Origin of the sequence: Klebsiella sp. LY (genome assembly GCF_004010915.1) — a bacterium.
Taxonomy (GTDB): Bacteria; Pseudomonadota; Gammaproteobacteria; order Enterobacterales; family Enterobacteriaceae; genus Klebsiella; species Klebsiella quasipneumoniae.
The window spans coordinates 2,147,351-2,160,705 of the sequence record NZ_CP022444.1; the positions used below are offsets into that span (position 1 = coordinate 2,147,351).

Annotated in this window: 12 protein-coding genes; 5 read left to right on the forward strand and 7 right to left on the reverse strand. The window is 60.5% G+C overall.

Features of this window, described 5'->3' with window-relative positions; genetic code table 11:
- Window positions 1-34: 34 nt before the first annotated feature.
- Both CE636_RS13455 and CE636_RS13460 read right to left on the reverse strand, forming a co-directional pair.
- On the reverse strand, window positions 35-1,279 hold the full coding sequence (locus CE636_RS13455) for an aromatic amino acid transport family protein (protein WP_017899980.1): 1,245 nt from the start codon (window positions 1,277-1,279) through the stop codon (window positions 35-37).
- Between the two features lie 147 nt (window positions 1,280-1,426).
- Entirely contained in the window at window positions 1,427-2,692 is a 1,266-nt protein-coding gene (locus CE636_RS13460; RefSeq protein WP_004202103.1) for a 4-aminobutyrate--2-oxoglutarate transaminase, read from the reverse strand.
- Between the two features lie 118 nt (window positions 2,693-2,810).
- On the opposite strand from CE636_RS13460, the gene CE636_RS13465 reads away from it, so the two are divergent.
- Complete coding sequence (locus tag CE636_RS13465; protein ID WP_004202101.1) at window positions 2,811-4,334, forward strand: PLP-dependent aminotransferase family protein; 1,524 nt, start codon at window positions 2,811-2,813, stop codon at window positions 4,332-4,334.
- Between the two features lie 45 nt (window positions 4,335-4,379).
- Here CE636_RS13465 and rpoH read toward each other — a convergent pair whose 3' ends face one another.
- The 4 genes from rpoH to ftsY all read right to left on the reverse strand — a co-directional run bounded on the left by rpoH (window position 4,380) and on the right by ftsY (window position 8,746).
- Window positions 4,380-5,234 carry an RNA polymerase sigma factor RpoH gene (gene rpoH, locus CE636_RS13470; protein ID WP_002920815.1) on the reverse strand — a complete coding sequence of 285 codons (855 nt, stop codon included), beginning with the start codon at window positions 5,232-5,234 and terminating at the stop codon, window positions 4,380-4,382.
- Window positions 5,235-5,503: 269 nt separating this feature from the next.
- Complete coding sequence (gene ftsX, locus CE636_RS13475) at window positions 5,504-6,559, reverse strand: permease-like cell division protein FtsX (RefSeq protein ID WP_002920816.1); 1,056 nt, start codon at window positions 6,557-6,559, stop codon at window positions 5,504-5,506.
- The gene (ftsE, locus tag CE636_RS13480; protein WP_004202097.1) at window positions 6,552-7,220 is read right to left on the reverse strand and encodes a cell division ATP-binding protein FtsE; all 669 of its coding nucleotides are present in this window, start codon (window positions 7,218-7,220) and stop codon (window positions 6,552-6,554) included. Before ftsE ends, ftsX begins: the two co-directional genes overlap by 8 nt.
- Window positions 7,221-7,222: 2 nt before the next feature.
- Window positions 7,223-8,746 (reverse strand): signal recognition particle-docking protein FtsY, encoded by a 1,524-nt coding sequence (gene ftsY / locus CE636_RS13485; RefSeq protein WP_017899981.1) that lies wholly within the window; start codon window positions 8,744-8,746, stop codon window positions 7,223-7,225.
- Between the two features lie 182 nt (window positions 8,747-8,928).
- On the opposite strand from ftsY, the gene rsmD reads away from it, so the two are divergent.
- Both rsmD and CE636_RS13495 read left to right on the forward strand, forming a co-directional pair.
- Window positions 8,929-9,525, forward strand: a complete 597-nt coding sequence (rsmD, locus tag CE636_RS13490) for a 16S rRNA (guanine(966)-N(2))-methyltransferase (protein ID WP_017899982.1) — start codon at window positions 8,929-8,931, stop codon at window positions 9,523-9,525.
- Window positions 9,515-9,790 (forward strand): DUF1145 family protein, encoded by a 276-nt coding sequence (locus tag CE636_RS13495; RefSeq protein WP_004202092.1) that lies wholly within the window; start codon window positions 9,515-9,517, stop codon window positions 9,788-9,790. The genes rsmD and CE636_RS13495 overlap by 11 nt, the downstream gene beginning before the upstream one ends.
- A 13-nt stretch (window positions 9,791-9,803) precedes the next feature.
- Here CE636_RS13495 and CE636_RS13500 read toward each other — a convergent pair whose 3' ends face one another.
- Window positions 9,804-10,154 (reverse strand): DUF2500 domain-containing protein, encoded by a 351-nt coding sequence (locus CE636_RS13500; RefSeq protein ID WP_025999214.1) that lies wholly within the window; start codon window positions 10,152-10,154, stop codon window positions 9,804-9,806.
- A 150-nt stretch (window positions 10,155-10,304) separates the two neighbouring features.
- Between CE636_RS13500 and CE636_RS13505 the strand changes: the two genes are divergently transcribed.
- Entirely contained in the window at window positions 10,305-10,931 is a 627-nt protein-coding gene (locus CE636_RS13505; protein ID WP_004202090.1) for a lysoplasmalogenase, read from the forward strand.
- 78 nt (window positions 10,932-11,009) lie between these two features.
- The gene (gene zntA, locus CE636_RS13510) at window positions 11,010-13,220 is read left to right on the forward strand and encodes a Zn(II)/Cd(II)/Pb(II) translocating P-type ATPase ZntA (RefSeq protein ID WP_017899983.1); all 2,211 of its coding nucleotides are present in this window, start codon (window positions 11,010-11,012) and stop codon (window positions 13,218-13,220) included.
- The last annotated feature ends 135 nt before the right edge of the window (window positions 13,221-13,355 follow it).

Sequence of the window (13,355 nt, forward strand, 5' to 3'; positions counted from 1 at the left end):
GCATGAACCGGACGCGGTGCAAAACAGGCCCTAATTACCAGCCAGCAGGCAGGTAGCCTACCGCGGACGCTATCGCGTAGACGGCGCTGCAAAGATACAACAACACAATGAAGCATTGGATAAGCGGATGGGTCATCCAGGCCGGACAGGTCCAGCCCGGCGTCAGGTCGCCACGCTGGCGGGCGCCCTTGAGCATCAGGATCGGCATAATCGATAAAATAACGCCGCTGAACACCCCGGCAAAATAGAGCGCGTTGACGAAGGAGACCATGCCGCTGTAGGCCAGCGCGAACGGCGGGATCGCCACCACCAGCAGCACCATCAGGCGACGGGCGGGCTGTTCGTCATTCCCCAGGCGGAACTGATCGAAGATATTGGTCAGGAAGCTGCCGCCCAGTCCCCAGTAGGAGGTCAACATCGCGCACAGCGCAAACAGGTTGGCGGAGAAGAAGGCCCATTCGCCAAGCGCCCTGCCCCAGGAGATGGTGGCCACATCCGAAATATTCTCCAGGCCGTTAAGCGAGATCACCGACAGCGGCACCAGCGCCAGCAGGGTAAAGGTCAGCGCCATGCCGACCATAATGGCTTTAGGCAATTTTTCCGGTTTGTCGGCGAAGCCCCGCGCCATTTCCGGGACGATATACTGTGCCGAGAAGCAGAACGCCACGACGTTGAAGACCGGAACCATATACAGCCAGTTGCCGTCGAGCAGATAGCCCACGCGGGTGGTCTCTTTCAGCAGCGTGGCAATCACCAGCACCGAGATCATCACCACCATGCCGATGCTGATAAATTTCTCGCCGCGGCCGATCGCCTTCAGCCCCAGATAGAGCACCCCTGCCGCCGGGACGAAAAACAGCACGCTGCCCAGCGCCGGCGAGATGCCAAACAGCGAGTGCAGCAGCTTGCCGCTGCCGGTCATATAAGCCGTCAATGCCCCGACGCTGTTGACGCAGACGGAGAGGAACATCATTAGCGCGCCGAAGCCGCCGACGTAGCGCTTTGATAATCCGCTGAGCTGCAGATGTTTACGCGTGCGGAGCGTGGATTCCGCGACATAGAGCATGGTCACCGTGGTTAGACTACCCACCAGCACCAGCCAGAACAGCAGTGGTAAAAAGCCCGCTTTGCTTGACGCATAGGCGATAGAGAGGACACCCGCGCCAATATTGGTACCGACAATCATCGATACCCCTTCGACGAAGCTCAGAGATTTTGCAGGGACAGCCGTACGTTCCCGGCCGGTGAGGACGGGAGAAAAGGTGGAGTTTTCAGACATAATACTTTCCGTTTTACTCCGGCGGTTTTCTCCGCCGGAAAAAAGGTGATATCAGGGTGATAAACCACTCACGCTGAGCATGAACAGGCGACTGCGGCGTCCTGTTGCTGTTCGGCTTCCCTGCCGCCGCAGCCCGCCGGGGAGACGTTAGCTCTTCAGTACGCGCGCCAGAATATCCAGCGCTTTCGAGAACTGGGCGTCCGGAATCGTCAGCGGATAGAGGAAGCGGATCACGTTGCCGTAGACGCCGCAGCTCAGCAGCAGCAGGCCGTTCTCCTGCGCTTTCTGTTGCACCTGGCGGGTGAACTCCGGCGACGGCTCGCCAGTTTGCGGATCGTTAAACTCCACTGCCACCATCGACCCCCGGCCGCGGACATCGACAATCGCCGGACAGGTGGCGCGCGCCTGGTTGAGCACTTCCTGCAGATGGCTACCCAGCTGCTCAGCGCGCTGGCACAGCTGCTCTTCGGCAATCACATCCAGCACCGCGTGCGCCGCGGCCACCGCCAGCGGGTTACCGGCATAGGTCCCGCCCAGTCCGCCTGGCGCTGGGGCATCCATTACCTCGGCGCGACCAACGACGCCCGACAGCGGGAAACCGCCGGCGAGGCTTTTCGCCATCGTCATCAGATCCGGTTTCACATCATAATGCTGCATGGCGAACAGCTTGCCGGTACGAGCGAAACCGGTTTGCACTTCATCGGCGATCAGCAGAATGCCGTGGGTATCGCACAGGTCGCGCAGCGCCTGCATGAAATCGGCCGGCGCGACGTTAAAGCCGCCTTCCCCCTGGATCGGCTCGAGGATGATGGCCGCGACCTGATCCGGCGCAATATCCGCTTTGAAAATGCGCTCCAGGCTTTTCAGCGCATCCGCGGTGGTCACGCCATGCGCCGCATTCGGGTAGACACCGTGATACACCGAGCCCGGGAACGGCCCGAAGCCGATTTTGTAGGGTGCGACCTTACCGGTGAGGGCCATGGTCATAAAGGTACGGCCGTGGAAACCGCCGCCGAAAGTTATCAGCCCCGGACGACCGGTGTAAGCGCGGGCAATTTTCACCGCGTTCTCGACCGCTTCCGCGCCGGTGGTGAAGAAGGCCGTTTTTGCCGGCCCGTCAATCGGCGCCAGATCGTTGATACGTTCCGCCAGCGTGACATAGCTTTCGTACGGCACAATCTGATAGGCGGTGTGGGTGAACGCCTGCAGCTGGTCAGCGACCGCGGCGACCACCTTCGGATGACGGTGACCGGTATTTAACACGGCGATACCGGCGGCGAAATCGATCACCTCATTGCCTTCGATATCCCAAAGCGTGGCGTTCTCCGCCTTCTCGACAAAGTAGTTACACATTACGCCTACGCCGCGCGGCGTCGCCTGCTGGCGACGTTGATTCAGTTCTGAGCTTTTCACCTGCGAATCTCCTGTCGTGTATGTCACGTTATCGCAACAAATTAGAAACGATGTCGTTTATTTACACAGGAGTTGGCCCTATAATCGAGTACCAATTTTGAATATCTGAGGGATCCAATTGCGTTCGCTGGTGGGTGACCTGGTGCTGGTCCGTCTGCAGGAAGAGCGCGACCCTCTTCTGCACAAACGCTTATACAACGCGCTTCGCCGCGCGATCCTTGACGGTTCGCTGGCGCCGCAAAGCCGCCTGCCGCCGTCGCGGGACCTGGCGGGAGAACTCGGCGTATCAAGAAACACCATATTAACAACTTATGAACAATTACTGGCGGAAGGATATGTGGTTTCCCGTCGGGGAAGCGGAACATTCGTTGCCCAAACCGCCTCTGAAAGTTCCTTGACCGCTAAGGGTGAGCGGGAAAACAGCAGCATCGCGACATCGACGGCGCACCTTTCACGCCGCGGCCAGCACCTGCTCGGCCAGGTCAGCGCCAGCCCGCGCCAGTGGGGAGCGTTTATTCCCGGCGTACCGGACGTTAACGCCTTTCCCCATCCGCTGTTCAGCAAGATCCAGGCGCGCATCAGCCGTCGGCCAAAGCCCGAGCGGCTAAGCTACAGCTGCAACGGCGGCACCCCGGAGCTGCAGCAGGCGCTGGTGGATTATCTGCGGGTATCGCGCGGCGTCCACTGTCAGGCAGATCAAATTCTTATCACCGAGGGGATCCACCAGGCTATCGATCTGGTCACCCGCATGCTGTGCGACAGCGGCGATCTGGCGTGGGTGGAGGAGCCTTCCTACTGGGGCATTCGCCACCTGCTGGCGATGAACGACGTCCGGGCGGAGCCCCTGACCGTCGATGCCAACGGCCTGTGTCCGCCGGAAACGGTTGACGATGCGCCGCGGCTCATCTTTGTCACCCCTTCTCACCAGTATCCGCTGGGCGCAGTGATGAGCCTTGAACGTCGTCAGCGGCTGCTGGCGCTCGCCCGCCAGCAGGGGAGCTGGATCGTCGAAGATGATTATGACAGCGAGTTTCGCTTTTCCGGCCAGCCCATCCCCGCCCTGCAGGGGCTGGTGGCCGACGCGCCGGTGGTCTATATCGGCACCTTCAGTAAAACGCTCTATCCCGGCCTGCGTCTGGGCTATGTGGTGATCCCCCGTCCGCTGGTCAGCGATCTGAAGCACGCCCACGCCGAGCTTTACCGCGGCGGCCATTCGCTGATCCAGATGGCGCTGGCGGAGTTTATTACCGCTGGTCACTACTCGGCCCATATCCGCCGCATGCGCCTGCTCTACAGCCGTCGCCGCGCCTTTTTAACCGAGCTGATTCAGCGGCACTGTATGCCCGACGCCCTGTCGGACTTCAGCGATAATGCCGGGCTGCATTTGATCCTCAATTTACCGGAAGAGGCTGACGATGTGGCGATCGCCCGCGAGGCCAATGCGCGCCACATTCTGGTGCGGCCGCTCTCGCGCTACTACCTGACGGCGGCGCGTAAGAAAGGATTATTGATGGGATTTGCCAGCCAGCCCGAGGAGCAGATGGCGCCGGCATTCAGCGTGCTGATCGGCTGCCTGCGGACGCACTGTCCAGAGGTGCTGCGGCCCATGGATGGCGCAGAAAAACAAAACGCCCCAACCTGAGGCGGGGCGTTATCGGGTTGCCTGGCGTCAGGCAGGGGTGGCGTATCAGGCTTCGATCGCCGCACGCAGTTTTTTCATGGCGTTCTTTTCCAGCTGACGCACGCGCTCTGCGGAGACGCCGTAGCGGTCAGCCAGCTCCTGCAGCGTGGACTTGTTGTCTTCGTCCAGCCAGCGGGCGCGGATGATATCCTGGCTACGCTCGTCCAGGCCCTGCATCGCGTCAGTCAGCTTATTCGCCGCCTGCTCTTCCCAGTTATCGTCTTCGATGCCATCGGCAAAGTTTGACGTTTTGTCCTGCAGATACAGGACCGGCGCCATCGGCTGGCTGTCGGATTCATCGTCCGACGACATGTCGAACGTCATGTCCTGGGCCGCCATGCGGGATTCCATCTCGCGGACGTCTTTGCTCGACACGCCCAGCTCACGGGCCACCATTTCCACTTCATCCTGGTTGAACCAACCCAGACGCTGTTTGGTTTTACGCAGGTTAAAGAACAGCTTACGCTGTGCTTTGGTGGTAGCGACCTTCACGATACGCCAGTTGCGCAGCACGTATTCGTGAATTTCGGCTTTAATCCAGTGCACGGCGAAGGAGACCAGGCGCACACCCACTTCCGGGTTGAAGCGACGCACGGCTTTCATCAGGCCGATATTGCCTTCCTGGATCAGATCCGCCTGCGGCAGGCCATAGCCCGAGTAGTTACGAGCAATGTGAACAACAAAGCGCAGGTGAGACAGAATCAGCTTTTTCGCTGCTTCCAGATCGCCCTGGTAATGCAGCTTTTCAGCAAGCTCCCGCTCTTCATCAGCCGACAGCATCGGCCAAGTGTTAGCGGCCCGGATATACGATTCCAGGTTACCAACGGGGGCTAAAGCTAAAGTTTGCATTTCTTTGGTCATTCAAATCCTCTCAATTGATATCTTCTGACGTGGTCTTGTCCCCATCAGGCAACAAGCATGCCAGCATTCATGAGCAACGAGAATATCACTCACATTAGTATCAGACAGTGATTTTATCCACAAGTTCCATGCAACGGTGTGAATAAATTACGCACAAAATGTGACACCACGATGAAAAAGTGAGGGCAGGAAAAGGAGAACAAGCTTGCGGTATCTTTCCCTGCGAACAGGAACTCATTGCAGCAGGGAAAGATTATATCACGCTTTTTTTAATCGGGAGTAAAGTGACGTAAATGTTGCACTGTCGCCAGCCAGGCGGCCACCCAGCCAATCATCGAGCAGACGATCAGCATCAGCAGACACTCGTCAAAGCCTAAGCCGCTTAGCTCAAACTGGGTGCCGAACACCTTCGCCACTTCGGTCACTGCCGACGAGAGGCGCATCACCAGAATCTCCGACAGGATCAGCGATAAAAACGCGCCGGAGAAGCCCAGCATCGCCCCGCCGTAGAGGAACGGACGCAGGATAAAGCCGTCGGTGGCGCCGATCAGTTTCTGCACGTTAATGGTATCGCGGCGGGCGAAGATGCTCAGGCGCACGCTGTTGCCGATCACCAGGAACACCGCCGCCACCATCAGCACGCCAATCATCGCCGACACGCGGCCCACCAGCCCGGTGAGCGAGGAGAGGCGGGCAAACCAGCTGTCGTCCATCCGCACCTCATCGACCCCCTGGATCCGCGATACCCGATCGCGCAGGGTGTTCAGCGCTTCCGTGCTCTGGAAATCCAGCTTCGGCACCACGATGGCGACCGCCGGCAGCGGGTTCTCTTCCAGCATATCCAGGGCGCCGCCAAAGCCGGACCAGTTACGGAATTCACCCAATGCCTCGTCACGTGACAAATAGTTCACCTTGTCGACGCCCTGCTCCGCCTGCAGCTGACCTACCACCCGCGCCGCGGCGTCGTCATCCAGCGTTTTTTCCAGATACACGGTGATCTGCGGCGAGGGATAGTACTGTGACGCCGCGCTGCTGACGTTTTTGTAGACCATGTAGCAGACGCTTGGCAGGGTCAACGAGATGGCGATAACCATCACCGTCAGGAAGGTGGCCAGCGGTGTGCTTTTTAAATCCTGGAGCGCGCCGTGCCAGGCGTAGCGCACCTGCTCGTTGAACACGTTGCTCTTACGCGAGGCCGGGTTAGGCGCCGCTTTCGGCCGTTTTGGCGCATTGCGCCCGCCGCCGCCGCCGCCCGCCGCGTTGCGCAGGCGATCGAACTTGCTGCCGAACTGGCGGATTTGGTTCATTGCGTCGCGCTTATTCACCCCGAATGCCTCCATGCAGATGGCCGTCGCTGAGCGTCAGCACGCGGTACGGACGGCTGGAGATAAGCCCCAGATCGTGCGTGGCCATCAGTACCGTCACCCCGACGCGGTTAAACTCTTCAAACAGACGTAAAATCCCCTCCGAGAGCGCCTCGTCGAGGTTACCGGTCGGTTCATCCGCCAGCAGTACCGCCGGCTTGTTGACCACCGCGCGAGCGATCCCCACGCGCTGCTGCTCGCCGCCGGAGAGCTGAATCGGAAAGTTCTTCGCTTTGTCCAGCAGCCCGACCTTGTCCAGCGCCGCCGAGACGCGGCGACGAATGTCATCGCCGCTGGCGCCGGCGATAATCAGCGGGATCGCCACGTTGTCATACACGGTGCGATCCATCAGCAAATGGTGGTCCTGGAAAATCATGCCGATCTGGCGGCGCAGGAACGGCACCTCACGGCTCTTCAGGCGGCTGATTTCATGACCGCTGAAGAAGATTTTGCCGGCGCTGGGCCGTTCGATACCACAGATAAGCTTCAGCAGGGTACTTTTCCCTGCGCCGGAGTGGCCGGTCAGAAACGCCATCTCGCCCGGCTGCAGGTGGAAGTTCACCCCCTGCAGCGCTTGTCTCCCACCGAGATAGGCTTTGCTGACTTGTTCAAAGCGAATCATTCTTAATCCTCTCGGGCAAAAAGTGCCTCAATAAAGTCGCCCGCATTAAACGGACGCAGATCCTCAATACGCTCGCCGACGCCAATATAGCGAATCGGAATGCCGAACTGGTCGGCCACCGAGAAGATCACGCCGCCTTTGGCGGTGCCATCCAGCTTGGTCAGGGTGATCCCGGTCAAACCTACCGCCTCATGGAACAGTTTGGCCTGGCTAATCGCATTCTGCCCGGTGCTGGCGTCGATGGTTAACATCACCTCATGCGGCGCGTCGACGTCCAGCTTTTTCATCACCCGGACGATCTTCTTCAGCTCTTCCATCAGGTGCGATTTATTCTGCAGACGCCCGGCGGTATCGGCAATCAGCACATCAACATGGCGCGCCTTCGCCGCCTGAATGGCGTCGAAAATCACCGAAGCGGAATCGGCGCCGGTGTGCTGGGCGATCACCGGGATATTGTTACGCTGCCCCCAGACCTGCAACTGTTCTACCGCCGCCGCACGGAAGGTATCCCCCGCCGCCAGCATCACCGTTTTGCCCTGCTGCTCAAACTGACGCGCCAGCTTGCCGATGGTGGTGGTTTTCCCCACCCCGTTCACGCCGACCATCAGAATAACAAATGGCGTTTTGCCTTCAACGTTCAGCGGCGCATCCACTTTGGCGAGAATCTCACCCATCTCTTCTTTCAGCAGGCCGTACAGCGCCTCCGCATCGCGCAGCTGCTTACGGCTGGCGCCCTCAGTGAGGTTAGTAATGATCTTGCGGGTGGTCTCCACCCCGACATCAGCGATCAGCAGCTGCTCTTCCAGCTCTTCAAACAGATCGTCGTCGATCTTCTTACCGCGGAACAGGCTGATAAATCCGGAACCGAGATTTTCTTTTGTTTTCAGAAGACTACGTTTTAGGCGGGCAAAAAAGCCTTCTTTCGTCGGTTTTTCCTGCTCCTGGGCCAGTTCTTCCACCGGCGCCTCGTCTTCTGGCGCCGGCACCACCACCGCCGCCTCTTCTGCCGCCTCGGCCGCCAGCGCCTGCGCTTCCAGCTCTTCATCGCTTAACGGCGCGTCCTCTTCCGGCGCTTCCGTCTCCTGCGGCTGGGCAACAGCATCCTCTACAGGCTGCTCAGCCACGACCTCCGCCGCCACCGGTTCGGCGATAACCTCTTCCGCCAGCGACTCAACCACCGCAGGCTGTTCAGGCGGTTCGCTGACCGCGGGCTCCGGTTCAACAACAGGCGCTTCTTCGGTCAGAGCAGGCGCTTCCACCCACTCTTCTTCCTGCGCGCTGGCAGGCTCCGCAAGGTGGGCCTTTTCGTTTTCGACCACCGTCTCGGTGACGTCGACGACCTCTTCGGCAAACGCCTCCGGGTCCGCTTTCGGCGCGCTCGGCTCGGCAGGGGTTTCCGCCGCCGGTGTCTCATCGGCAACCGCTTGTTGTTCTTCTACTTTTTGTTCAGTCTCGGTGTCCTGTGCCTGTTCTTTCTGTCCAAAGCCCAGCCAGGAAAAGAAGCCACGTTTTTTCTCTTTTGCCATTTGCGACCACACTCCTCGCTGTTTATTCATGGCGCAGCTTCATCAGAAGCTGAAAAAATGATGAAATTAGTTGGATAGTCTATCACTTAACTTAACTCGCAGCACCGCCCCCGGATTAAGGTTTCGTCAACCGCCGTCGATCGCTAGAATAGCAGGCCGGAAGTTGAGACTTGAGCAGAGAGATGAAAAAACCAAACCACGCGGGCAGCGGTCAGATCCGCATTATCGGCGGGCAATGGCGCGGCCGTAAATTACCGGTGCCGGAGAGCCCGGGCCTGCGGCCGACCACCGACCGGGTTCGCGAAACCCTTTTTAACTGGCTGGCGCCGTCCATCGTTGACGCGCACTGCCTCGACTGCTTTGCCGGCAGCGGCGCGCTGGGTCTTGAGGCGCTGTCCCGCTATGCGGCCAGCACTACGCTACTGGAGATGGAGCGCGGCGTCGCTCAGCAGTTGCAAAAAAACCTGGCCACCCTGAAAGCGGATCGCGGCAAGGTGATCGCGACCAACACCCTCAGCTTCCTGAGCCAACCGGGCACGCCGCATGAGATCGTATTCGTCGACCCACCGTTCCGTCAGGGGCTGCTGGAGGAGACGCTGCGCCTGCTGGAAACGCAGGGCTGGCTGGCCGATGAGGCCCTGGTGTACGTCGAAAGCGAAGTCGAAAACGGTTTACCGCCGGTACCGGCAAACTGGCATCTGTATCGTGAAAAAGTGGCCGGACAGGTCGCGTACCGTCTTTACCAACGTGAGGCCCAAGGAGAGCACCATGCTGATTAATTTAGGCCGCCTGCTGATGCTGTGCGTCTGGGCCTTTCTGTTATTGAATCTGTTTCAGCCCTTCCCGAAGCCGCTGAATATCTTCGTCAACGTCGCGCTGATTTTTATGATCCTGATGCATGGTCTGCAGCTGACGCTGCTCAAGGCGACGCAGCCGAAAGATGCCCCGCCGCTGGGCCGCTTTGAGCAAATCCGCATTTTTATCTTCGGCGTGTTTGAGCTCGTCGCCTGGCAGAAAAAACTGAAGGCGACGCTGAAGAAATAGTCCTGACAAGGGCTCAGGGATCGGGCGTAAACGCCACGAACGCTGTGCCCTTATAACTCAACATCCCGCGATCGCCGACGCTCAGCGCATGATACTGCGGCGCGTCAAGGCGAAACACCACCTCCAGCCCGCCGCTCTCAGGGCGAAAGCTCGCTTCATAGCGCATCTCGCTGCCCGCAGGCGTCACCGTCTGCTGCCGCGAACGTCGATCGTTAATCACTTTTTCCCGCTTATTGCTGACGATCACCCGCTTTTGCAACACCGGCGCGGCGTCGTTCGCCAGTTTTTCGCGGCGCTGCTGCACATAGCGAAACGAAGCCGCCACCACAATCACCGCGACGACCAGAACAAAAAAGAGCGGCATTTTACTCATTAAGGTTACCCATAAAAAATATCAGGAATCAGCATACTGCGACTGGAATAACATTGTCATCTGCTGCGCCAAACCACTACACTGAGTGGTAGCTTCACGCATCCGTAACTTTCTTTATGATAACAGATACAGGGACTTACTATGCTTTGGTCATTTATTGCTGTCTGTTTCTCCGCATGGCTTTATGTCGATGCATCCTATCGCGGGCCGGCCTGGCGACGCTGGGTATTTAAACCTGTCACCCTGATTCTGTTGCTGTTGCTGGCCTGGCAGGCGCCGATGTTCAATGCCATCAGCTACCTGGTGCTGGCTGGCCTGTGCGCCTCGCTGCTCGGCGACGCCCTCACCCTGCTGCCGCGCCAGCGGGTGATGTACGCGGTGGGCGCCTTCTTCCTGTCGCATCTGCTGTATACCATCTGGTTTGCCAGCCAGCTGACGCTGTCGTTCTTCTGGCCGCTGCCGCTGGTGCTGCTGGTATTCGGCGCCCTGCTGATGGCGGTGATCTGGAGCCGCCTGGAAGAGATGAAAATGCCGGTGCTGACCTTTATCGGCATGACGCTGGTGATGGTCTGGCTGGCCGGTGAGCTATGGTTTGCCCGCCCTACCGACACCGCGCTGTCCGGTTTCGCCGGCGCCGCTCTGCTGCTGCTGAGCAATGCCGTGTGGCTGGTAAGTCACTATCGTCGCCGTTTCCGCGCCGATAACGCCATTGCCGCCGCGTTTTACTTTGCCGGCCACTTCCTCATCGTGCGCGCGCTGTACCTGTAATTTAGTCCTTGACTCTGGAGTCGACTCCAGAGTGTATCCTACGGCTAATGAGAAAATTATCATTTACCGGAGGGTGCCATGTCGACTCCAGACGCGCAGGATAAAAAAGTCCCACAATTCTCGTCATTCACCATGCGGCCAGCGCCCGCCCCGGCGGAGAGCTGCTGCACAGACCACGCCTGCGCCGTAGAGAGCGCACCAGCCGCCGAAGCGCTTAGCGACGCCCGCTACAGCTGGCAGGTTGCCGGCATGGACTGCGCCGCCTGCGCCCGCAAGGTGGAAACGGCGGTTCGTCAGGTGCCCGGCGTCAGTCAGGTTCAGGTGCTGTTCGCCACGGAAAAATTATTGGTTAACGCTGAAGGCGACGTTCGCGCCCAGGTTGAGCAGGCGGTACGTCAGGCAGGCTATACGCTGCGCGATGCCGATGCCCCCGCGTCAGAGAAAACGCAGGGCTCGCGGCTGCGCGACAATTTACCGTTGCTGACGCTGGTCATTATGATGGCCCTGAGCTGGGGGCTGGAGCAGGCCAACCACCCCGCCGGTCAGTTAGCCTTTGTTGCCACCACCCTGGTCGGCCTGTGGCCGGTTGCCCGTCAGGCGCTGCGCCTGATCAAAAGCGGGAGCTGGTTCGCCATTGAAACGCTGATGAGCGTCGCCGCCATCGGGGCGCTGTTTATCGGCGCCACCGCGGAAGCGGCGATGGTCCTGCTACTGTTCCTGATCGGCGAGCGTCTCGAAGGCTGGGCCGCCAGCCGCGCGCGGCAGGGCGTGAGCGCGCTGATGGCGCTGAAGCCCGACACCGCCATCCGTCTGCGCAACGGCGTGCGGGAAACCGTCGCCCAGCGTGACCTGCGTCCCGGAGATGTGATTGAAGTGGCTGCCGGCGGGCGTCTGCCGGCGGATGGACAACTGCTGTCGCCGTTTGCCAGCTTTGATGAAAGCGCCCTGACCGGCGAGTCGGTGCCGGTGGAGCGCCAGGCCGGAGAACGGGTAGCGGCGGGCGCCACCAGCGTCGACCGCCTGGTGCAGCTGACCGTGATCTCCGAACCGGGCGACAGCGCCATCGACCGCATCCTGAAGCTGATTGAAGAGGCGGAGGAACGTCGGGCGCCGATCGAGCGTTTTATCGACCGCTTCAGCCGGATCTACACTCCGGCCATTATGGTGGTGGCCCTGTTGGTGGCCATTGTCCCGCCGCTGTTCTTCGCCAGCGCCTGGCTGCCATGGATCTATAAAGGCTTAACGCTGCTGTTGATCGGCTGCCCGTGCGCGCTGGTCATCTCCACCCCGGCGGCCATCACCTCCGGCCTGGCGGTCGCCGCCCGACGCGGGGCGCTGATCAAAGGCGGCGCGGCGCTGGAACAGCTGGGCCAGGTGCGCCAGGTGGCGTTCGATAAAACCGGCACCCTGACCGTCGGGCAGCCGCAGGTGACCTCGGTCATCGCCACGGCTGAGAATGACGACAACGCGCTGCTGGCGCTGGCGGCGGCGGTGGAGCAAGGCTCCAGCCATCCGTTGGCGCAGGCCATCGTCCGAGAAGCGCAGCGGCGCCAGCTGAGCATTCCGCTGGCCAGCGGCCAGCGGGCGCTGGCAGGTTCCGGTATCGAAGCCGAGGTCAACGGCAGCCGGATTTTAATCTGCGCGGCCAGCAAAGCCGCCCCGGCAGAGTATGAGGCGCAGATCCAGCAGCTGGAGAGCGCCGGGCAAACGGTGGTGCTGGTCATGCGCGGCGAGACGCTTCTCGGCATCCTGGCGCTGCGCGACACCCTGCGCGACGACGCACGTCAGGCAGTGGATGCCTTACACCAGCTGGGGGTGCAGGGGGTGATCCTCACCGGGGATAACCCGCGCGCCGCGGCGGCCATCGCCAGCGAACTGGGGCTGGAATTCCGCGCCGGCCTGCTGCCGGCGGACAAAGTCGAAGCGGTGATGGCGCTGAATGCCGATGCGCCGCTGGCGATGGTCGGGGACGGTATCAACGACGCCCCGGCGATGAAAGCGGCGACCATCGGCATCGCCATGGGCAGCGGTACCGACGTGGCGCTGGAGACTGCCGACGCCGCGCTGACCCACAACCGTCTGACCGGCCTGGCGCAGATGATTTCCCTGGCGCGGGCGACTCACGCCAATATCCGCCAGAACATCGCGATTGCCTTAGGGCTGAAGGGGATTTTCCTTGTCACCACCCTGCTCGGCCTGACCGGTCTGTGGCTGGCGGTGCTGGCGGATACCGGCGCCACCGTGCTGGTAACGGCTAACGCGCTGCGGTTATTGCGTAAGAAGTTGTAGCATAGATACCGGCTTCCCTGCTCGCGCTACGCTTAGCAGGGCTACGGTTCCAGACCGTCGGGTAGCCCGGATAAGGCGCTACCCGCCGCCATCCGGGGTATTCCCTGCTCGCGCTACGCTTAGCAGGGCTACGGT